The 22,141-nt window shown below is 71.2% G+C and carries 13 protein-coding genes; 9 read left to right on the top strand and 4 right to left on the bottom strand.

Features of this window, described 5'->3' with window-relative positions:
* Positions 1–219 precede the first annotated feature (219 nt).
* Complete coding sequence (smc, locus tag ACH4D5_RS30750) at positions 220–3,780, top strand: chromosome segregation protein SMC (RefSeq protein WP_398308709.1); 3,561 nt, start codon at positions 220–222, stop codon at positions 3,778–3,780.
* Between the two features lie 208 nt (positions 3,781–3,988).
* Positions 3,989–5,413: a sugar porter family MFS transporter gene (locus ACH4D5_RS30745; RefSeq protein ID WP_398308707.1), complete on the top strand. Its 1,425-nt coding sequence runs from the start codon at positions 3,989–3,991 to the stop codon at positions 5,411–5,413.
* 53 nt (positions 5,414–5,466) lie between these two features.
* Here ACH4D5_RS30745 and ACH4D5_RS30740 read toward each other — a convergent pair whose 3' ends face one another.
* Both ACH4D5_RS30740 and ACH4D5_RS30735 read right to left on the bottom strand, forming a co-directional pair.
* The gene (locus ACH4D5_RS30740) at positions 5,467–6,450 is read right to left on the bottom strand and encodes an LLM class flavin-dependent oxidoreductase (protein ID WP_398308705.1); all 984 of its coding nucleotides are present in this window, start codon (positions 6,448–6,450) and stop codon (positions 5,467–5,469) included.
* Between the two features lie 114 nt (positions 6,451–6,564).
* Positions 6,565–8,016, bottom strand: a complete 1,452-nt coding sequence (locus tag ACH4D5_RS30735) for a purine-cytosine permease family protein (protein ID WP_398308703.1) — start codon at positions 8,014–8,016, stop codon at positions 6,565–6,567.
* A 199-nt stretch (positions 8,017–8,215) separates the two neighbouring features.
* Here ACH4D5_RS30735 and ftsY point away from each other — a divergent pair, with 199 nt between their 5' ends.
* Entirely contained in the window at positions 8,216–9,451 is a 1,236-nt protein-coding gene (gene ftsY, locus ACH4D5_RS30730) for a signal recognition particle-docking protein FtsY (protein WP_398308701.1), read from the top strand.
* A 78-nt stretch (positions 9,452–9,529) separates the two neighbouring features.
* Here ftsY and ACH4D5_RS30725 read toward each other — a convergent pair whose 3' ends face one another.
* Positions 9,530–10,192 carry a bifunctional DNA primase/polymerase gene (locus ACH4D5_RS30725; protein WP_398308699.1) on the bottom strand — a complete coding sequence of 221 codons (663 nt, stop codon included), beginning with the start codon at positions 10,190–10,192 and terminating at the stop codon, positions 9,530–9,532.
* 421 nt (positions 10,193–10,613) lie between these two features.
* Between ACH4D5_RS30725 and ACH4D5_RS30720 the strand changes: the two genes are divergently transcribed.
* The 6 genes from ACH4D5_RS30720 (at position 10,614) to ftsH (ending at position 21,131) form a co-directional block, all read left to right on the top strand.
* Positions 10,614–12,095, top strand: coding sequence for a hypothetical protein (locus ACH4D5_RS30720; protein WP_398308697.1), 1,482 nt, complete (start codon positions 10,614–10,616; stop codon positions 12,093–12,095).
* A 268-nt stretch (positions 12,096–12,363) separates the two neighbouring features.
* Complete coding sequence (locus ACH4D5_RS30715) at positions 12,364–13,725, top strand: ammonium transporter (protein ID WP_398308695.1); 1,362 nt, start codon at positions 12,364–12,366, stop codon at positions 13,723–13,725.
* A complete protein-coding gene (locus ACH4D5_RS30710) occupies positions 13,722–14,060 on the top strand; it encodes a P-II family nitrogen regulator (protein ID WP_398308693.1) in 339 nt (112 codons plus the stop codon). Before ACH4D5_RS30715 ends, ACH4D5_RS30710 begins: the two co-directional genes overlap by 4 nt.
* Before the next feature lie 79 nt (positions 14,061–14,139).
* Entirely contained in the window at positions 14,140–16,749 is a 2,610-nt protein-coding gene (locus tag ACH4D5_RS30705) for a [protein-PII] uridylyltransferase (RefSeq protein WP_398308691.1), read from the top strand.
* Between the two features lie 769 nt (positions 16,750–17,518).
* On the top strand, positions 17,519–19,072 hold the full coding sequence (gene ffh / locus ACH4D5_RS30700; protein ID WP_398308689.1) for a signal recognition particle protein: 1,554 nt from the start codon (positions 17,519–17,521) through the stop codon (positions 19,070–19,072).
* Between the two features lie 124 nt (positions 19,073–19,196).
* Positions 19,197–21,131 (top strand): ATP-dependent zinc metalloprotease FtsH, encoded by a 1,935-nt coding sequence (gene ftsH / locus ACH4D5_RS30695; protein ID WP_398308687.1) that lies wholly within the window; start codon positions 19,197–19,199, stop codon positions 21,129–21,131.
* Positions 21,132–21,165: 34 nt separating this feature from the next.
* On the opposite strand, the gene ACH4D5_RS30690 is transcribed toward ftsH, so the two are convergent.
* Positions 21,166–22,026: an SAM-dependent methyltransferase gene (locus ACH4D5_RS30690; protein WP_398308685.1), complete on the bottom strand. Its 861-nt coding sequence runs from the start codon at positions 22,024–22,026 to the stop codon at positions 21,166–21,168.
* Between the last annotated feature and the right edge of the window lie 115 nt (positions 22,027–22,141).

Raw genomic sequence — 22,141 nt, 5'->3', positions numbered from 1 at the left:
TAAGCAAGTGGTCAGGCTGTCGTGTCAGCCGCTTGTCCAGATCTGCAAGGGACGCTTCGGCGTCCCTTCTTTCTTGCCCGGACCCTTGCCCGGACCGGGCCCGGTTCGGCCCTGCTTTGCCCCGGCGTACGCTGCTCTCTTTACCGTGGTCTCTTTACCGTCTGATGTGCCCTGCACCTTCATCGGTGAAACTGTCAGCGAAAGGTAGAGTCCGACGGCGTGCATCTCAAGGCCCTGACCCTGCGCGGCTTCAAGTCCTTCGCGTCGGCGACGACGCTGAAGTTCGAACCGGGCATCACCTGTGTCGTCGGACCCAACGGCTCCGGCAAGTCCAACGTCGTGGACGCGCTCAGCTGGGTCATGGGCGAGCAGGGCGCCAAATCCCTGCGCGGCGGCAAGATGGAGGACGTCATCTTCGCCGGCACCACCGGGCGGCCCCCGCTCGGCCGCGCCGAGGTCTCCCTCACCATCGACAACTCCGACGGCGCCCTGCCCATCGAGTACGCCGAGGTCACCATCACGCGGATCATGTTCCGCAACGGCGGCAGCGAGTACCAGATCAACGGCGACACCTGCCGCCTCCTCGACATCCAGGAGCTGCTCTCCGACTCCGGCATCGGCCGCGAGATGCACGTCATCGTCGGCCAGGGGCAGCTCGACGGGGTGCTGCACGCCGACCCGATGGGGCGCCGCGCGTTCATCGAGGAGGCCGCGGGCGTCCTCAAGCACCGCAAGCGCAAGGAGAAGGCCCTGCGCAAGCTCGACGCGATGCAGGCCAACCTCGCGCGCGTGCAGGACCTCACCGACGAGCTGCGGCGTCAGCTCAAACCGCTCGGCCGGCAGGCCGCCGTCGCCCGCAGGGCCGCCGTCATCCAGGCCGACCTGCGCGACGCCCGGCTGCGACTGCTCGCCGACGACCTCGTACGGCTGCGCGAGGCACTGAACGCCGAGATCGCCGACGAGGCCGCGCTCAAGGAACGCAAGGACGCCGCCGAGGCCGAGCTGAAGGCCGCCGTGCAGCGCGAGGCCCAGCTGGAAGAAGAAGTGCGGCGCCTCACCCCGCGGCTCCAGCGGGCCCAGCAGACCTGGTACGAGCTGTCCCAGCTGGCCGAGCGCGTGCGCGGCACCGTCTCGCTGGCGGAGGCCCGGGTCAAGAGCGCCACCGCCGCGCCCCCCGAGGAGCGGCGCGGCCGCGACCCCGAGGACATGGAGCGCGAGGCCGCCCGGATCCGCGAACAGGAGGCCGAGCTCGAAGCCGCCCTGGAGGCCGCCGAGCACGCCCTGGACGACACGGTCGCCCACCGGGCCGAACTGGAACGGCAGCTGGCGGCCGAGGAGCGCCGCCTCAAGGACGTGGCGCGGGCCATCGCCGACCGGCGCGAGGGCCTCGCACGGCTGACCGGACAGGTTAACGCGGCCCGCTCGCGCGCCGCGTCCGCCCAGGCCGAGATCGACCGGCTCACCGTGGCGCGGGACGAGGCCGCCGAGCGCGCGGTCGCGGCCCAGGAGGAGTACGAGCAGCTCAAGGCCGAGGTCGACGGGCTCGACGCGGACGACGCGGAGCTCGGCGAGCGGCACGACGCGGCGAAGCGGGAGCTCGCCGAGGCCGAGGCGGCACTCACCGCGGCGCGGGAGGCGGCGACCGGCGCCGAGCGCAGGCGGGCCGCGGTCGCCGCCCGGCACGAGGCGCTCGCGCTCGGCCTGCGCCGCAAGGACGGCACCGGCGCGCTGCTCGCCGCCAAGGACCAGCTCACCGGCCTGCTCGGCCCCGCCGCCACCCTGCTCACCGTCGCCCCCGGCTACGAGGTGCCCGTCGCGGCCGCGCTCGGCGCCGGGGCCGACGCCATCGCCGTGCACGGTCCCGGCACGGCCGCCGACGCCATCCGGCTGCTCCGCAAACAGGACGCGGGCCGGGCCGCGCTGCTGCTCGGGGGCGCCCCCGAGGACGTACAGCCGGAGCGTCCCGGCGGGCCGCCGTACGTCGCCGACCTCGTGCGGGGGCCCGACGAGCTGATGCCCGCGGTGCGGCGGCTGCTGCGCGGGATCGTCGCCGTCGGCACGCTGGAGGACGCCGAGGATCTCGTCTACGCGCACCCGGAGCTGACCGCCGTCACCGCCGAAGGGGACCTGCTCGGGGCGCACTTCGCGCAGGGCGGGTCCGCCGGCGCGCCCAGCCTGCTCGAAGTGCAGGCTTCCGTCGACGAGGCCGCCGCCGAGCTGGAGCAACTGGCCGCTCAGTGCGAGGAATTGGCGGAGGCTCAGCGGAGCGCCGGGGAGCGGCGCAAGGAATGTGCCGCGCTCGTCGAGGAGTTGGGGGAGCGGCGCAGGGCCGCCGACCGGGAGAAGTCGTCCGTGGCGCAGCAGTTGGGGCGGCTGGCCGGGCAGGCGCGGGGCGCCGCGGGCGAGGCCGAGCGGAGCACCGCGGCCGCGGTCAAGGCCCAGGACGCGCTGGACAAGGCGGTCGAGGAGGCCGAGGAGCTCGCCGAGCGGCTCGCCGTCGCCGAGGAGGCGTCCCCCGCCGGCGCCGAGGAGGAGCCCGACACCTCCGTGCGCGACCGGCTCGCCGCCGACGGTGCCAACGCCCGGCAGACCGAGATGGAGGCCAGGCTCCAGGCCCGTACGCACGAGGAGCGGGTGAAGGCCCTCGCGGGCCGCGCCGACTCCCTGGACCGCGCCGCGCGCGCCGAACGCGAGGCACGCGCGCGTGCCGAGCAGCGCAGGGCGCGGCTGCGCCACGAGGCCGCGGTCGCCGGGGCCGTCGCCTCCGGCGGGCGTCAGCTGCTCGCCCACGTCGAGGTCTCCCTCGTACGCGCGCAGGAGGAGCGGACCGCCGCCGAGCGCGCCAAGGAGGTGCGGGAGCGGGATCTGGTGGCCGAGCGCGCCCGGGGCCGTGATCTCAAGGCCGAACTCGACAAACTCACGGATTACGTTCACCGCGGCGAGGTACTCGGTGCCGAGAAGAGGCTGCGGATCGAGCAGCTGGAGACCAAGGCGCTGGAGGAACTCGGTGTGGAACCGGCGGGACTCGTCGCCGACTACGGCCCCGACCAGCCCGTGCCGCCCTCGCCCCCCGCCGAAGGGGAGGAGCTGCCCGACGACCCGCTGCACCCGCGCAACCAGCCGGTGCCGTTCGTCCGCGAGGAGCAGGAGAAGCGGCTCAGGTCAGCCGAACGGGCGTATCAGCAGCTCGGAAAAGTGAATCCGCTGGCCCTTGAGGAGTTCGCGGCGCTTGAGGAGCGCCACAAGTTCCTGAGCGAGCAGCTCGAAGACCTGAAGAAGACACGGACCGACCTCCTCCAGGTGGTGAAGGAGGTCGACGAACGCGTCGAGCAGGTCTTCACGGAGGCCTACTACGACACGGCGCGGGAGTTCGAAGGTGTCTTCTCGCGGCTCTTCCCCGGCGGTGAGGGACGGCTCGTCCTGACCGATCCCGACAACATGCTCACCACGGGCATCGACGTCGAGGCCCGGCCGCCGGGCAAGAAGGTCAAGCGGCTCTCGCTGCTGTCCGGAGGCGAGCGTTCGCTGACGGCCGTGGCGCTGCTCGTCTCGATCTTCAAGGCGCGGCCCAGTCCGTTCTACGTGATGGACGAGGTCGAGGCGGCGCTCGACGACACCAACCTGCAGCGGCTCATCCGCATCATGCAGGAGCTGCAGGAGGCCTCGCAGCTCATCGTGATCACGCACCAGAAGCGCACGATGGAGGTCGCCGACGCGCTGTACGGCGTCTCGATGCAGGGTGACGGCGTCTCCAAGGTCATCAGCCAGCGCCTCCGCTAGCCCTCCCTTCAGGACTTCAAGACTTGAACACAAGCGGCTCCAGAGTGCCCTCAAATTCACAGCAGCCCACCTATTGACTTCGAAACTTGAAGGCATAGTCTCTGCAACGTTGCTTTTACCTTCAGGTGGTGGGCGGCGTGAAGTTGTGCGCCACTTGAAGAGCTCGCCCCCACCCCCGGCAGCGCTGCCGGTGGCCCGAGGAGTACACGTGACCAGCACATCGCAGGCGCCCCAGTCCGGAGCCAGAGAGGCCCACCCGGACCATCTCGGCCATGTCATCTTCATTACGGCGGCGGCCGCGATGGGTGGCTTCCTCTTCGGCTACGACAGTTCGGTGATCAATGGCGCGACCGTCGCCATCCAGCACCGCTTCGACGTCGACGCCAACATGCTCGGCTGGATCATCGCCACCGCGCTGTTGGGCTGTGCCGTGGGTGCCGCGGTCGCCGGACGCATCGCCGACCGCATCGGCCGCATCCGCTGCATGCAGATCGCCGCCGTCCTCTTCGCGGCCAGCGCAGTCGGCTCGGCCCTGCCCTTCGCGGCCTGGGACCTCACGATGTGGCGCCTGATCGGCGGCATCGGCATCGGCATGGCCTCGGTGATCGGCCCGGCGTACATCGCCGAGGTCGCGCCGCCCGCCTACCGCGGCCGGCTCGCCTCGTTCCAGCAGGCGGCCATCGTCATCGGCATCGCCGTCTCCCAGCTGGTCAACTGGGGCATCCTGAACATGGCCGACGGCGACCAGCGCGGCAAGCTGATGGGCCTTGAGGCCTGGCAGTGGATGCTCGGCGTCATGGTCATCCCGGCGCTGCTCTACGGCCTGCTGTCCTTCATCATCCCCGAGTCGCCGCGCTTCCTGATCTCCGCCGGCCGCCACACCGAGGCCAAGAAGGTGCTCGGCGAGGTCGAGGGCCACACCATCGACCTGGACGCGCGCGTCGACGAGATCGAGAAGGGCCTGCACAGGGAGCACAAGCCGTCCTTCAAGGACCTGCTCGGCAAGGTCGGCTTCCTGCCGATCGTGTGGATCGGCATCGGGCTCTCGGTCTTCCAGCAGCTCGTCGGCATCAACGTGATCTTCTACTACTCGAACCAGCTGTGGCAGTCGATCGGCAAGGACCCGTCCAGCTCGTTCCTGTACTCGTTCGAGACGTCGATCGTGAACATCGTCGGCACGGTCATCGCGATGATCTTCGTCGACCGCATCGGCCGCAAGCCCCTCGCCATCATCGGCTCCGCGGGCATGGCGGCGGCGCTCTTCACCATGGCGTGGGCGTTCTCGTACAAGACCGGCTCCGGTGACAACGTCTCGCTGCCGAACGCGCAGGGCCTGACCGCGATCATCGCCGCCAACGCCTTCGTGCTCTTCTTCGCCCTGTCCTGGGGTGTGGTCGTCTGGGTGCTGCTCGGCGAGATCTTCCCGAACCGGATCCGTGCCGCCGCCCTCGGTGTGGCCGCGTCCGCCCAGTGGCTCGCCAACTTCGCGATCACCAAGACCTTCCCGAGCATGTCCGAGTGGTCCCTGACCGGCTCGTACATCATCTACGGCGCCTTCGCCGCGATCTCGATCCCCTTCGTCATGAAGTTCGTCAAGGAGACGAAGGGCAAGGCCCTGGAGGAGATGGGCTAAACCCCCGCTGCCCCCTCCTCTCCAGGAAGCTGCCCCGGTTCAAGGACTCGTGCTCACTTGTCCTTGAGCCGGGGCAGTACGTTTTCGCAGAAGTGGTGCAGGCTGCGCCAGCCCTCGTCGACGGGCATGCCGCCGGAGAGCGGATGCAGGATGAGACTGTCGGCGCCGCCCTTCGCGTACGCCACGCACTCGTCGGGCGTCAGGATCCGGTAGACGCCCTCGGCGCGCAGCTCCTCCACCGTGGTGGCCGTCGACTTCACCGCCGAGCGGATGTCGCGGGACTGCCAGGAGGCGTAGGTGCGGGCCTCGTGCAGGAAGTGCTCGCCGTGCTTGGCCCAGGCGTCGTCCGGGTCGTCGGCGATGTGCAGGAGATGGGTCTCGGCGGCGGGCATCATCGTCCAGCCCTCGGTGCCGTGCGCCGCGAGCTGTTCGTTGTAGTACGCCTCCAGCTCCGGCAGATGGGCGCTCGGGAAGAACGGCAGGCCGAGCCGGGCCGCCCGCCGGGCCGCCGCCTTCGACGAGCCGCCGACGAGCAGCAGCGGGTGCGGCCGGGTGAAGGGGCGCGGCGTGACGCGCACCGTGCGGCCGCGGAAGGCGAACGGCTCGCCGGTCCACGCCTGGAGCAGCGTCTCCAACAGCTCGTCCTGGAGCTTTCCGCGGCTCTTCCAGTCGACGCCCGCCTGCTCGTACTCCTCCGGCCGGTAGCCGATGCCCGCCACCGTGACCAGGCGTCCCGCGCTCAGCAGGTCGAGTACGGCGATGTCCTCGGCGAGCCGCAGCGGATCGTGCAGCGGCCCGATGACCGCGGAGACCGTCACCGAGATGCGCCGGGTGGCGCCGAAGACGGCGCCCGCGAACGTGAAGGGCGAGGAGATCCAGTTGTTCTCCGCGCCGTGGTGCTCCTCCGTCTGGACCGTGGAGATGCCGCGGTCGTCGGCGTAGGCGGCCATCTCCAGGGCGGTGCGGTAGCGCTCACTCAGCGAGGCGGGCGTCGCCGCGGGATCGACGAGGTTGAAACGTACGACTGTGGCGGGCATGGAAACGTCCCCCTTCACCGTGCGTGGGCGGCGAAGGGGGACGTTAGCTGACGCGATATCAGATGGATACCCTCGTACGGGAGTTGGATGGGCCCGTCGGGAAGTTGGCGAGGATCAGGCGGAGACCAGCTCGGTGTCGTCGCCGCCCTTGCCGGCCACCGCGTCCCGCTCCACCAGCGGCGACTTCGGCAGGACCGCGTACAGCACGGCCGCGACGATGATCGTGATGAGCCAGCCAAGGCCGTGCCGGCCGAGCCAGGACGTGGCGAGCGGGCCGCTGAACCAGTCGACCTTGGTGAAGAGCAGGCCCACCACCAGGGCGATCGCCCACGCCGTCATGGCCTGCCAGGCGAAGCCGGCCTTGTACCAGTAGGCGCTGGTGCGCTTGGTGTCCATCAGGGCCTCGCCGTCGTACGTCTTGCGGCGCAGCATGTCGATGCCGAAGACGCCGATCCAGGCGGAGAACGCGACCGCGAGGAGGGTGAGGAAGGAGATGAAGGAGCCCATGAAGCTCGTCGCCACGTTCATCAGGATGTAGCCGAAGATGAGGCTGATGATCGCGTTCACGCTGACGGCCCAGGCGCGCGGGACCTTGATGCCGAGCGTCATGGCGGTGAAGCCCGCGGAGTACATCGACATCGAGTTGATCAGCAGCATGCCGACCAGGGCCATGATCAGGTACGGCACCGCGATCCACGTCGGGAGCAGCGAGCCGAGGAAGGAGACCGGGTCCTGCGCGGTGGAGAGCTTCGGCGCGGAGACCGCCATGACGGCGCCCATCAGGACCATCGGGACGACGACGATGGCGGCGCCGCCGACCGCGTGGCCGACCAGCGGCTTGTTCGAGGCGTTGCGCGGGATGTAGCGGGTGAAGTCGGGGCCGGTGGGCACCCAGCTGATGCCGCCGGCGGCGATCGTGCCGACGCCCGCGACCATCATCGCCGTGGAGCCCGCGGGCTTGTCGAAGACGGCGGACCAGTCGGTCTCGGCGAGGAGGTAGATGAGCACGAGCACGCTGAACGCGCCGAAGGCGTACGTCGACCAGGTGCTGCAGATGTGCAGGATCTTCCGGCCGAGGCCGCTGATCAGGAACGTGCAGGTGACGAAGGCGACGAGCGTGACCACGGTCAGCCAGGTGCTCGACTTCACACCGAAGCAGATGTCCAGGACCGTGATGATCGCGTACGCGCCGGTGACCGCGTTGATCGTCTCCCAGCCCCAGCGGGCGACCCAGATCAGCGCGCCCGGGAAGAGGTTGCCGCGCTGGCCGAAGACCGCGCGCGAGAGCGTCATGCCCGGCGAGCCGCCGCGCTTGCCGGCGACGGAGATCAGGCCGACCATGCCGTAGCTCAGCAGGGGCGAGACGAGCGCGACGACCAGGACCTGCCAGAAGTTCAGGCCGTTGGACACGATCAGGCCGGCGCCCATGGTGAGCAGCAGGACGCTGATGTTGGCCGCGACCCAGGTGGGGAACAGTTCGCGGGTCTTGCCCGTGCGCTCGGCGTCCGGGACGGGCTCAAGGCCGCGCGTCTCAAGGGCGCCTTCGGATTCGGCGGTGGTGCTCATGGGGGTGGGTCCGTGCCTCTCGCTCGGCTCGCATCATCGCGATCCGTCGGTGGGGGTTGATCGCGATGGACTCTACGCGCGTTGATGCAGAGAGCTCCATCGTACTTTAATCCGAGTAGTGCCTTCCCGGGGCATATGTTCTTTGGAGGAAAACACAATCTGGGCCTCTCCGGGGGCCATGGCCGATACTGGACGGGTTATGGAAATCGTCATCCTTGCTGTAGTCATCGCCGTGGTCGTGATCGGCGCGCTCGGCGGGCTCGTGATCGGCAGCCGCAAGAAGAAGCAGCTGCCCCCGCAGGCCCCGCCCTCCGCGCCCACCATCACCGCCCCTCCCGCCGAACCGAAGGTCGGCGACGAGGCCGAGACGCCGCGCGACGAACCGCGCCGCACGATCGAGGAGGTGGAACTCCCGCTCGTCGAGCCGTCGGCCACCGCGCCGGTCGTGGTCGAGGAGCCGGTCGTCGAAGAACCGGCCGCGCCGGAGATCGAGACCCCCGAGCCCACCGCAGGACGTCTGGTCCGGCTCCGCGCCCGGCTCTCCCGCTCGCAGAACGCGCTCGGCAAGGGACTGCTCACGCTGCTGTCCCGTGAGCACCTCGACGAGGACACCTGGGAGGAGATCGAGGACACCCTGCTCACCGCGGACGTCGGTGTCGCGCCCACCCAGGAGCTCGTGGAGCGGCTGCGCGAGCGCGTCCGCGTGCTCGGCACCCGCACGCCGGACGAGCTGCGCACCCTGCTGCGCGAGGAGCTCATCACGCTCCTCGGCACGGGCGCGGGCACGGACTTCGACCGCACCGTGAAGACCGAGTCCGGCCTGGAGACGCCGGGCATCGTGATGGTCGTCGGGGTCAACGGCACCGGCAAGACCACCACCACCGGCAAGCTCGCGCGCGTCCTCGTCGCCGACGGCCGCTCGGTCGTCCTCGGCGCCGCCGACACCTTCCGCGCCGCCGCCGCCGACCAGCTGCAGACCTGGGGCGAGCGCGTCGGCGCCCGCACGGTCCGCGGCCCCGAGGGCGGCGACCCCGCCTCCATCGCCTTCGACGCGGTCAAGGAGGGCATCGCCGAGGGAGCGGACGTCGTCCTCATCGACACCGCGGGCCGGCTGCACACCAAGACCGGTCTCATGGACGAGCTCGGCAAGGTCAAGCGCGTCGTCGAGAAGCACGCCCCGCTCGACGAGGTGCTGCTCGTCCTCGACGCCACGACCGGGCAGAACGGCCTGGTGCAGGCGCGGGTCTTCGCCGAGGTCGTCGACATCACGGGCATCGTCCTCACCAAGCTGGACGGCACGGCCAAGGGCGGCATCGTCGTCGCCGTGCAGCGCGAACTGGGCGTGCCGGTCAAGCTGATCGGCCTCGGCGAGGGCGCGGACGACCTGGCGCCGTTCGAGCCGGAGGCGTTCGTGGACGCCCTCATCGGGGACTGAGGCTCCCGAACTCTCGTACGCAGGTGAAGGGCCCCCTCGCACGGTGCAGATGCGAGGGGGCCCTTCCGTCGTGGGGCGCTACGCGGGAGAGCGGTGTGCCACGTACGCCAGGGTGCCGAGGAGGAGCCGCGCCTCGGGCGGGTTCGTCGCCGTGTCGAGGGCCGGGGAGCGGAGCCAGCGGACCGGACCGAGGCCGCCGCGGTCGGACGGTGGCGCGGTGATGTGGTCGCCACGGCCGAGGCCGTGCAGGTCCAGGTCGGCGCCGTCCCAGCCCATGCGGTAGAGCAGCTGGGGGAGTCCGGCCGCGGCGCCGGGGGCGACGAAGAACTGCGCCCGGCCGTCCGGCGTGACCGCCACCGGCCCGAGGGGGAGCCCCATCCGCTCCAGCCGGACCAGGGCGCGCCGCCCCGCGGTCTCCGCCACCTCGATCACGTCGAAGGCGCGGCCCACCGGCAGCAGCACGGCTGCGCCGGGGAACTCCGCCCAGGCGTCCGCCACTTCGTCGAGGGTGGCCCCGGCCGGGACCTCGGGCGCGAAGCCCAGCGGGTGGGCGCCGGGGGCCGGGCAGGCGGTGGCTCCGCACGAACAGGTGCCGTCCACGGCCCGCGCGCCGGGCACCGCGGCCCAGCCCCACAGGCCGGTGTACTCCGCCACCGCGGTGCAGTCCGCCGTGCGGCCGCGCCGCCGTGATCCGGTCCGGGGCCTGTCGGTTCCCCGGATGCCGCCGATCGTGAAGCCCATGCCCCCTCCAACGTGTCGCGCGTGCAGCGGTTACGAGACGGAATCGGTTCGTGACCGGCTGTCCTTGAGGCGGCGCTCGATGCATTCACGGTGGTGCGCCGGTCGTTGTGCGCCCCTGTGCACTCCGCTCCGCCCACTTTCCGTCGACCTATGTCAAGTGAATCGCTTGTCGCCGCAAGGGAGTTCATTCGAAGGGGTGGCGAATGGTGGCGTTTCCGCAATCGCCCTCGCCGGACCCGTGATCGTAGGATTACTTTCGGTACATGGCCCTGGGAGTTCGAGCACTCGCGGGTATGCCGGAGGCAAGTCGGTTTCCTGTTCGACGGGTGACATTCTCCGGACGGGCGGCCGCAAGGCGCGGCATTCTGTTAGGGCTTGGCGTGGACAGCGTGCAAGTGGCATGAGGGATGGGGGCGTTCCAGTGAGCGGCAACGGTGGAGGCGGCACGCACGCCACAAGCACCGAGAAGCGCCCCAACGAGATGCTCACGTCCTGGTTCGTGCGCAGCGGCTGGTCGAAGGGCGAGCTGGCCCGCCAAGTGAACCGCAGGGCGCGGCAGTTGGGTGCTCATCATATTTCCACCGACACCTCGCGGGTGCGCCGCTGGCTGGACGGCGAGAATCCGCGCGAGCCGATTCCCCGCATCCTTTCCGAACTGTTCTCCGAGCGGTTCGGCTGCGTCGTCGCCGTCGAGGACCTGGGTCTGCGAGCGGCCCACCGCACGCCCGCCTCCTCCGGGGTCGACCTGCCCTGGACCGGTCCGCAGACGGTCGCCCTCATCAGTGAGTTCTCGCGCAGCGACCTGATGCTCGCCCGCCGCGGCTTCCTCGGCACCTCGCTCGCGCTCTCCGCGGGCCCCGCCCTCATCGAGCCCATGCAGCGCTGGCTCGTGCCCTCGCCCTCGTCCCCGCGACAGGACCCCGAGCCCGCCGCGTCGCGCCGCCCGGCGCGGCTCTCCAAGCCGGAGCTGGACCTCCTGGAGTCCACGACGGTGATGTTCCGCCAGTGGGACGCCCAATGCGGGGGAGGGCTCCGCCGCAAGGCCGTCGTCGGACAGCTGCACGAAGTGACGGATCTGCTGCAGGAGCCCCAGCCCGAAGCCACCTCCAAGCGCCTCTTCAAGGTCGCGGGCGAGCTCGCCGAGCTGGCGGGCTGGATGAGCTACGACGTGGGACTCCAGCCCACCGCCCAGAAGTACTTCGTCCTCGCCCTGCACGCCGCCAAAGAAGCGGGCGAGAAGCCCCTCGGGTCGTACATCCTCTCCAGCATGAGCCGCCAGATGATCCACCTCGGCCGCCCGGAGGACGCACTCGAACTCATCCACCTCGCGCAGTACGGCAGCCGGGACTGCGCCGGACCGCGCACCCAGGCCATGCTGTATGCGATGGAGGCCCGGGCCTACGCCAGCATGGGGCAGCCCGGCAAGTGCAAGCGGGCCGTGCGGATGGCCGAGGACACCTTCGCCGACGCCGAGGACTTCACCGAGCCCGAGCCGGACTGGATCCGCTTCTTCTCCGAGGCCGAACTGAACGGGGAGAACGCCCACTCGTACCGCGACCTGGCCTACGTGGCAGGCCGCAGCCCCACCTACGCCTCGCTCGCCGAGCCCGTCATGGACCGCGCGGTGGAGCTCTTCGAGGCGGACCCCGAGCACCAGCGTTCGTATGCGCTGAACCTCATCGGCAAAGCCACCGTCCACCTGCTGCAACGCGAGCCCGAGCAGAGCACTCTCCTCGCCGGACAGGCCCTCGACATCGCCAAGAAGGTCCGCTCCGAGCGGGTCAACACCCGCCTGCGCAAGACCGTCGACACGGCCGTCCGCGACTTCGGAGACGTCGCCGAGGTCGTGCAGCTCACCGAGCGGCTCGCCATCGAGATGCCGGAGACCGCGGAGGCGGTCTGACCCCCGGCACGACCGGCCCCGGCCGCGGCCGGACCATCCCTTACAGCCCGACTCGGCTCCCCCCATGCCAGGTCAGCCGGATGGCCGCCGCGGCCGGTTCTCACGCCCCGCGCAGGGCAGGAAACCGCACCCCGCGCGACCCGCGAGTTCATGGACGCGTAACACGTACGACGTCTTCGTCACTGCGGCGAAACACCGAGGCGCCCCCGCCGAAACCGCGCTGCGCCAATGTCTGGCGCACAACCGGCCCCACAGCGAGGAGACGCCGATGCCCCCAGGCATCACGATCGCCGCAGACGCCCCCGAGCTGTCTGCCGCCAACACCGGATTCATGCTCATCTGCTCCGCCCTGGTGATGCTCATGACGCCGGGACTCGCCTTCTTCTACGGAGGCATGGTCCGCGTCAAGAGCACCCTGAACATGCTGATGATGAGCTTCATCAGCCTGGGGATCGTCACCATCCTCTGGGTGCTGTACGGCTTCTCCGTCGCGTTCGGCACCGACCACGGCAGCCTCTTCGGCTGGGAGAGCGACTACGTCGGGCTCAGCGGCCTCGGCGTCAACCAGCTCTGGGACGGCTACACCATCCCGGTCTACGTCTTCGCCGTGTTCCAGCTGATGTTCGCCATCATCACGCCGGCGCTGATCAGCGGCGCCCTCGCGGACCGCGTCAAGTTCACGGCCTGGGCGCTCTTCGTCGCCCTCTGGGCCACCATCGTGTACTTCCCCGTCGCGCACTGGGTGTGGGGCACCGGCGGCTGGGCCTTCGAGCTCGGCGTCATCGACTTCGCGGGCGGCACGGCCGTGCACATCAACGCCGGAGCCGCGGCGCTCGGCGTGATCCTCGTCATCGGCAAGCGCGTCGGCTTCAAGAAGGACCCGATGCGGCCCCACTCGCTGCCGCTCGTGATGCTCGGCGCGGCCCTGCTGTGGTTCGGCTGGTTCGGCTTCAACGCGGGCTCGTGGCTCGGCAACGACGACGGCGTCGGCGCGCTCATGTTCGTCAACACGCAGGTCGCCACCGCCGCCGCGATGCTCGCCTGGCTCGTCTACGAGAAGATCCGGCACGGCGCGTTCACCACGCTGGGCGCCGCGTCGGGCGCCGTCGCCGGCCTCGTCGCCATCACCCCGTCCGGCGGCTCCTGCTCGCCGCTCGGGGCCATCGCCATCGGTGTCATCGCCGGTCTGCTCTGTGCCATGGCCGTCGGACTCAAGTTCAAGTTCGGCTACGACGACTCCCTCGATGTCGTCGGCGTCCACCTGGTCGGCGGCGTCGCCGGCTCGGTCCTCGTCGGCTTCTTCGCCACCGGCGGCGGCCAGTCGGAAGCGAAGGGCCTGTTCTACGGAGGCGGCCTCGAACAGCTGTGGAAGCAGCTCGCGGGCGTCGGGGCGGTCTTCGCGTACTCCCTGGTCGCCTCCGCCGTGCTCGCCCTCCTCATCGACAAGACGATCGGCATGCGGGTCAGCGAGGACGACGAGGTCGGGGGCATCGACCAGGTCGAACACGCCGAGACCGCGTACGACTTCAGCGGGGCGGGCGGGGGTACGGCTCCGCGTACGCCCGTCCCCGGACCGGTCCCGGGCACGGCGGCAGCGCAGGCTCAGAAGAACAAGAAGGTGGACGCATGAAGCTCATCACCGCGGTCGTCAAGCCGCACCGGCTCGACGAGATCAAGGAAGCGCTGCAGGCCTTCGGTGTGCAGGGCCTGACCGTCACCGAGGCCAGCGGCTACGGACGGCAGCGCGGCCACACCGAGGTCTACCGGGGCGCCGAGTACACGGTCGACCTCGTGCCGAAGATCCGCATCGAGGTGCTCGTGGAGGACGACGACGCCGAAGAGCTCGTGGAGGTCGTCGTGAAGGCCGCCCGCACCGGCAAGATCGGGGACGGCAAGGTCTGGAGCGTGCCGGTCGACACGGCTGTCCGGGTGCGGACCGGGGAGCGGGGGCCCGACGCGCTGTGAGGCGCGGGGCCGGAGAACTGACGGGGCGGGACGGAACGGAACTGTGCGGGACTGAGCGGGACTGAACAGGAGCTGCTGGGTGACGAGTGTGGACGCAGGTACCGAATCGAAACCGGAAGACTCCGGACCCAGCGGCTACGCGGCGGCCCGGCTGCGACTCCTCCATGAGGAGTCGCGGTCCGGGCCGCCGCGCCGTTCCGCCCTCGCCGAGCTGACGGACGACTGGCTGGCCGGGCTCTTCCAGGCCGGGGGCCGCGGCGGGGGCCGTACGGGAGGTCGTGCCGGGGGCCGCGGCGGGGACGGGACCGTGGGAGTGCCGCGGGGCGCAGCCCTCGTCGCGGTGGGCGGTTACGGCCGCGGTGAGCTGTCGCCGCGCAGCGACCTCGACCTCCTGCTCCTGCACGACGGGAGCGCGGACCCGGCCGAGGTGGCCGCGCTCGCCGACCGCCTCTGGTACCCCGTCTGGGACCTCGGGCTCGCCCTCGACCACTCCGTGCGCACACCCGCGGAGGCCAGGAAGACGGCCGGCGAGGACCTCAAGGTGCACCTCGGCCTGCTCGACGCGCGGCATGTCGCCGGAGACCTCGGACTGACCGCCGCGCTCCGCACGGCCGTGCTCGCCGACTGGCGCAACCAGGCGCCGAAACGACTGCCCGAGCTGCGCGCACTCTGCGAGGAACGCGCCGAGCGGCAGGGCGAGTTGGGCCACCTGCTCGAACCCGACCTGAAGGAGGCCAGGGGCGGGCTCCGCGATGTGACCGCGCTGCGGGCCGTCGCCGCGTCATGGCTGGCGGACGCGCCCCGCGAGGGACTCGCCGACGCCCGGCGGCGCCTCCTCGACGTACGCGACGCGCTGCACCTGACGACGGGCCGCGCCACCGACCGGCTCGCCCTCCAGGAACAGGACCAGGTCGCCGCCGAGCTGGGCCTGCTGGACGCGGACACCCTGCTGCGGCAGGTGTACGAGGCCGCGCGCGTCGTCTCGTACGCAGGCGACGTCACCTGGCGCGAGGTGGGGCGCGTCCTGCGGGCGCGGTCCGGGCGGCCCCGGCTGCGGGCGATGCTCGGGGGCCGGGGAGCCGGCCGCGGGGGCAGTCGCGGGGATGGCCGGGGGACCGCGGCCGAGCGGTCGCCGCTCGCCGAGGGGGTCGTGGAGCACGACGGGGAGGCCGTGCTCGCGCTCGCCGCCCGGCCCGAACGGGACCCCGTGCTGCCGCTGCGCGCCGCCGCGGCCGCCGCCCAGGCGGGGCTGCCGCTGTCCCTGCACGCCGTGCGGCGACTGGCCGCCACGGCGGGGAACCTGCCCACGCCGTGGCCCGCCGAGGCACGCGAACAGCTCGTGACGCTGCTCGGCGCGGGACGGCCGACGGTCCCCGTGTGGGAGGCGCTGGAAGCGGAGGGGCTCATCACCCGGCTCCTGCCGGACTGGGAGCGAGTGCGGTGCCGGCCGCAGCGCAACGCCGTCCACACGTGGACGGTCGACCGGCATCTCGTCGAGACGGCGGTGCGCGCGTCCGAGCTCACCCGGCGGGTGGGGCGGCCCGACCTGCTGCTCGTCGCCGCGCTGCTGCACGACATCGGCAAGGGCTGGCCCGGGGACCACTCGGTGGCCGGAGAGATCATCGCCCGGGACGTCGCGGCACGGATCGGCTTCGACCCGGGGGACGTGGCGGTCGTCGCGTGCCTGGTCCGCCACCACCTGCTGCTCGTCGAGACGGCCACGCGGCGCGACCTCGACGATCCGGCGACGGTGCGGGGCGTCGCCGAGGCGGTGGGGTCCGCGGGGACGCTCGAGCTGCTGCACGCGCTGACCGAGGCGGACGCGCTGGCCACCGGGCCCGCCGCCTGGTCGGCGTGGCGGGGGGCGTTGGTCGCCGACCTCGTGAAGCGGGTGGGTGCGGTGCTCGCCGGGGACGAGCCCCCGGACCCCGAGGCAGCGGCGCCCACGGCCGAGCAGGAGCGGCTCGCCGTGGAGGCGTTCCGTACGGGCGGGCCTGTGCTGGCCCTGCGGGCGCGGGCGGAGGGGGAGCCGCCGGCCGAGGCGGCTGAGTCGGAGCCGCTGGGGGTGGCGCAGCTGGGAGTGGAGCAGCCGGGGGTGGAGCAGCTGGGAGTAGAACTGATGGTCGCCGTGCCGGAGCAGCCGGGGGTGCTGGCCGCGGTGGCGGGGGTGCTCGCGCTGCACCGGCTCGCGGTGCGGACCGCGGAGCTGCGGGAGGCGGGGCCGCCGGTGGGTGTCGAGGGCGTGGCGGGCGTCGAGGGCTCTGTGCTCCTCCTGAACTGGCGGGTCGCGGCGGAGTACGGGTCCTTGCCGCAGGCCACGCGGCTCCGCGCCGATCTGGTGCGCGCGCTCGACGGGTCCCTGGACATCGCCGGGCGCCTCGCCGAGCGGGACGCCGCCTATCCCCGTCGGCGGGGGACGGTCGCGCCGCCGCCCCGGGTGACGGTGGCCCCGGCGGCCTCGCGCCTCGCGACGGTCATCGAAGTCCGGGCCCAGGACGCCCCCGGCCTCCTCCACCGGATCGGCCGGGCGCTGGAGGAGGCGGGGGTGGTGGTGCGGAGTGCGCATGTGTCGACGCTGGGGGCGAATGCGGTGGACGCGTTCTATGTGACGGGTCCGGAGGGGGCTCCGTTGCCGGGGGAGCGGGCGGCGGGGGTGGCTCGGGGGGTGGAGGAGGCGCTGCGGGGGTAGCCCACCTTGGGCGGGCCGTCTTGCTTTTGGTGCGTCGGCGGGGCGGGTTCTGGCGGGGGTGCCTTGGGTGGGGGGCGCCTTTGCTTCGTCTGTGGGCGGGCGGGTTCTGGCGTCGTTCGCCTTGTGGGGGGTTCGCCTTCTGTTCGTCTGTGGGGCGGGGCCGCGGGGGTATGTGCGTACTCGCCATCCCTGCGCCGCGCCTCAAGTCCAAAGGCGCCAGAGTGTGCTCGGTGCTCCGTTCGCACATACCCCCACGTCCCCTCGGGCGCGCGTGCGCCTGCGGCCCGGTGGGGCTTCCCCGCCTTCGCTCCCCTGCGCGGCAGCTGCGGCCCGGCGGGGGTACCCCGCCTTTTGCCCCCCCCTGCGCGGCAGCTGCGTCCCGGGGCAATCCCCACCCACCCGCCCCAACCGCCGCAGGACGCCACGGGGCAGACCCACCCACCCGCCCCAACCCCCGCAGGACGTCACAGGGCAACCCCCACCCACCCGCCCCTACCCCGCAGGACGTCGCAGGGCAAACGGGTGGGTGGGTGGGAGACATCCGCCGCGGAGCGGCGGGCTCGGTGCTCCTACCCGAGCGGGACGTCGCAGGTCAAGAAAGAGCCCCCCGTGCCGCACGCGGGGACGGAGGCGGATGGGGCGGGGCGGAGAGGGAAGCCGACGGTGCGAGCCGGGGAAGTCGCGACCGGCGCCCCAGCCACCCGCACTCGCCAGATACTCTGGAAGGCGACCTGTCCCCCTTCCCCCGACCCGAGGATTCGCGACCGCCGTGTTCGATACTCTCTCCGACCGCCTCGCAGCGACATTCAAGAACCTCCGGGGCAAGGGCCGCCTGTCCGAGGCGGACATCGACGCCACGGCGCGCGAGATCCGCATCGCCCTGCTCGAGGCGGACGTGGCCCTGCCCGTCGTCCGTGCGTTCATCAAGCAGGTCAAGGAGCGCGCGGCCGGCGCCGAGGTCTCCCAGGCCCTCAACCCCGCCCAGCAGGTCATCAAGATCGTCAATGAGGAGCTCATCGGCATCCTCGGTGGCGAGACGCGCCGCCTGCGGTTCGCGAAGACCGCCCCGACGGTCATCATGCTCGCGGGTCTGCAGGGTGCCGGTAAGACGACCCTCGCCGGAAAGCTCGGTCTCTGGCTGAAGGGGCAGGGCCACTCGCCGCTCCTCGTCGCGTGTGACCTGCAGCGTCCCAACGCCGTCAACCAGCTGAGCGTGGTCGCCGAGCGCGCGGGCGTCGGTGTGTACGCCCCCCAGCCGGGCAACGGCGTCGGTGACCCCGTGCAGGTCGCCAAGGACTCCATCGAGTTCGCGCGGACGAAGCAGTACGACGTCGTCATCGTCGACACCGCCGGCCGCCTGGGCATCGACCAGGAGCTCATGCAGCAGGCCGCCGACATCCGGGACGCGGTCAGCCCGGACGAGGTCCTCTTCGTCGTCGACGCCATGATCGGTCAGGACGCCGTCAACACGGCGGAGGCCTTCCGTGACGGCGTCGGCTTCGACGGTGTCGTGCTGTCGAAGCTCGACGGTGACGCCCGTGGTGGTGCCGCCCTGTCGATCGCGCAGGTCACGGGACGCCAGATCATGTTCGCGTCGAACGGCGAGAAGCTGGACGACTTCGACGCGTTCCACCCGGACCGCATGGCGTCCCGCATCCTCGGCATGGGCGACATGCTCACGCTGATCGAGAAGGCCGAGCAGACCTTCTCGCAGCAAGAGGCCGAGAAGATGGCCTCGAAGCTGGCCTCCAAGAAGGGCCAGGACTTCACGCTCGACGACTTCCTGGCCCAGATGGAGCAGGTCAGGAAGATGGGCAGCATCAGCAAGCTGCTCGGGATGATGCCCGGCATGGGGCAGATCAAGGACCAGATCAACAATCTGGACGAGCGCGACGTCGACCGCACCGCCGCCATCATCAAGTCGATGACGCCCCTGGAGCGTCAGGAGCCGACGATCATCAACGGCTCGCGGCGGGCCCGTATCGCCAAGGGCTCCGGCGTCGACGTCAGCGCCGTGAAGAACCTCGTCGAGCGGTTCTTCGAGGCCCGCAAGATGATGTCCCGCATGGCCCAGGGCGGCGGCATGCCGGGCATGCCCGGGCTGCCGGGCATGGGCGGCGGCCCCGGCAAGCAGAAGAAGAAGCAGAAGCAGGCCAAGGGCAAGCGGAAGTCGGGCAACCCGATGAAGCGCAAGCAGGAGGAGCAGGAGGCCGCGGCGCGCCGCGAGGCCGCGAACCAGGCGGGTTCCGCCTTCGGGATGCCGGGTGCGCAGCCGGGCAAGGACTTCGAGCTGCCGGACGAGTTCAAGAAGTTCATGGGCTAGCTCGGACGTGTCGTACGCCGCTTGAGGCGCCCCTCTGGTGAGGGGCGCCCCAAGCGTTTTCCAGGCGGCGCTCTCCAGGGAGAGAGCGGGTGCCGGTGGCCGAGTTGTGTCGTAACGTCCCGGTATGAGCAACCCCGTGCCGCCGGACCGGGCGCCCGACAAGCCGTGGCGCTCCGAGGGCGCGCCCTCGCCCGGTCCCACACCGCCGCCGAAGAAGAAGATGCCCGGCGGCTGGGGCGGCCTGATCGTGACGGCCCTGGTCGTCTTCGTCATCGCCAACCTCGTGCTGTCCTTCTTCAGCGACGGCGACGAGCCGACGATCTCGTACACGGAATTCAGCAAGCAGGTCGACTCCGGCAACGTCACGAAGATCTACTCCAAGGGCGACGCGATCCAGGGCCAGCTCAAGAAGGAGCAGCCCAAGCCCGGCAAGGACAAGGGGAACTACACCAAGTTCACGACGCAGCGGCCCGCCTTCGCCGACGACAAGCTCTGGGACGACCTCACCAAGCACGACGTGACGGTCACCGCCGAGCCCGTCGTGCAGGAGCGCAGCTTCCTCTCGAACCTGCTCATCTCCCTCGCCCCGATGCTGCTGCTCGTCGTTCTGTGGATCTTCATCGCCCGGCGCATGAGCGCCGGGATGGGCGGCGGTGGCGGCATGCTCGGGCGCAAGACGCCGCCCAAGCCGGTCGAGCTGGAGCCCGGTGCGAAGCGGACCACGTTCGAGGACGTGGCGGGCATCGACGAGGTCGAGGGCGAGCTCAACGACGTCGTCGACTTCCTCAAGAACCCGGACGCCTATCGGGCGATGGGCGCCAAGATGCCGCGCGGTGTGCTCCTCGCGGGGCCGCCCGGCACCGGCAAGACGCTGCTCGCGCGCGCCGTCGCCGGCGAGGCGGGCGTCCCCTTCTTCTCGGCCTCCGCCTCGGGGTTCATCGAGATGATCGTGGGCGTGGGCGCCTCGCGCGTACGGGAGCTCTTCGCCGAGGCCCGCAAGGTCGCCCCGTCGATCATCTTCATCGACGAGATCGACACCATCGGACGCGCCCGCGGCGGCGGCAGCGGGATGGGCGGGCACGACGAACGCGAACAGACGCTGAACCAGATCCTCACCGAGATGGATGGTTTCTCGGGCGCCGAGGGAGTCATCGTGCTCGCCGCCACCAACCGCGCCGACGTCCTCGACCCCGCCCTCACCCGGCCGGGCCGGTTCGACCGGGTCGTCAACGTCTCCCCGCCCGACCGGGGAGGACGCGAGGCCATCCTCAAGATCCACACGAGGCCCATCCCGCTGGCCGACGACGTCGACCTCGCCCAGGTCGCCCGTACGACACCGGGCATGACCGGCGCCGAACTGGCCAACCTCGCCAACGAAGCCGCCCTCATCGCCGTCAAGCGCAAGCAGAAGACGGTCACGCAGTCCGACCTCTCCGAAGCCATGGAGAAGGTGCAGCTCGGCGCCGAACGGCCCTTGGTGATGCCGGAGGACGAGCGCAGGCGCACGGCCTACCACGAGAGCGGACACGCCCTGCTCGGCATGCTCCAGCCCGGCGCCGACCCGGTCCGCAAGATCACGATCGTGCCGCGCGGCCGCGCGCTGGGCGTGACGCTCTCGACCCCGGACTCCGACAAGTACGCCTACACCGAGGAATACCTCCGGGGCCGCATCATCGGCGCCCTAGGAGGCATGGCAGCCGAACACGTCGTCTACGAAGTCATCACCACCGGCGCCGAGAACGACCTGGAGCAGGTCACCAACATCGCGCGCGGCATGGTCGGCCGGTGGGGCATGAGTGCCCGGGTGGGCCGCCTCTCCGCCCTGCCCAACGACGCCCAGCAGGCCTACGGGCTCGCGGCGGCCCCCCACACCCTCGACACGATCGACGGCGAGATGCGGCGGATCGTCGACGAATGCTACGAGAGCGCCTGCCGGCAACTGCGCGAGCACCGGGACCAACTGGACGCGCTCGCCGCGGCCCTGCTGGAGAACGAGACGCTGGAGGAGGCGGCGGCGTACCGGATCGCGGGCATCACACGGATGGCCAAGGACAGCTGACACAAGGCGCTGCTACGGAGAGGGCCGATACCCCCTACGGAGTGAGCGCGATCAAGTACCGGAAGACGTTCGGCATCCACACCGTGCCGTCCCCGCGCCGATGCTGATGCAGTGCCTCCGTCAGCTCCTTGTCCACCTGCACCTGGTCCGTCGCCCGCGCCGCCGCGTCGAACAGCCCCGTCGAGAGCAGCCCGCGTGTGGCGCTCTCCACGTCCGCGTACCCGAAGGGGCACGCGACCCGGCCCGACCCGTCCGGCTTGAGCCCCGCCCGGTGGGCGACCTCCTCCAGGTCGTCCCGGAGCGCGGGACGCCAACTCCCCGTGGACCGCAGCGGGTCGGCCAGCTTCGTCGCCACCCGCAGCACGGAAGAGGTCGCACAGCGCTCCGGAGGGCCCCAGCCGACGAGCACCACCGGAGTGCCGCGCCCGGCGAGCGGAGCCGCCGCCTCCAGGAGCCCGGAAAGCCCTTCGGAGTCACCCGCCATGCAGCCGATCGGCTGAAAGGCGGTGACGAGGTTGTACGCCGGCAGGTCCGGGTCCGCCGCGTCCGCGGGCCCGCCCTCGATGAGCCGGGTGCCGGTACGCGCGCGTGCCTCGCCCGCGGCGTCCGGCAGGAGGCGTTCTCGCGCGAGAGCGAGGCGTTCGGGCTGCGACGGGTCCACGCCGGTGACCACGGCCCCCCGCGAGGCCGCCATCAGCAGAGCGAGTCCGGAACCGCAGCCGAGTCCCAGGAGCCGGGTGGCGCCACCCACTTCGAGCCGTTCGTACACCGCTTCGTAGAGCGGAACCAGCATCCGTTCCTGGATCTCCGCCCAGTCACGCGCGCGTGCACACCGGTCCACGCGGGGCGTTGCGCCCGCGGGGGAGCGGTGCGACTGCACGAGTGTTGGTGTCATCGAATGCGCCCCAATCAGCCGAGAGTTAGTGCCGTGCCGTAATCCAACGGTTCGTCCGCCCCCGTGCAGTGCGCTCGCACTCCCCCCGTATGCCAGAGAACTCCGCATCCGTCGT

It is taken from the genome of Streptomyces sp. NPDC018029, assembly GCF_044327655.1.
GTDB lineage: Bacteria > Actinomycetota > Actinomycetes > Streptomycetales > Streptomycetaceae > Streptomyces.
Note: the sequence above shows the minus strand (reverse complement) of the source record. Positions and strands in the feature narration are given on the sequence as shown.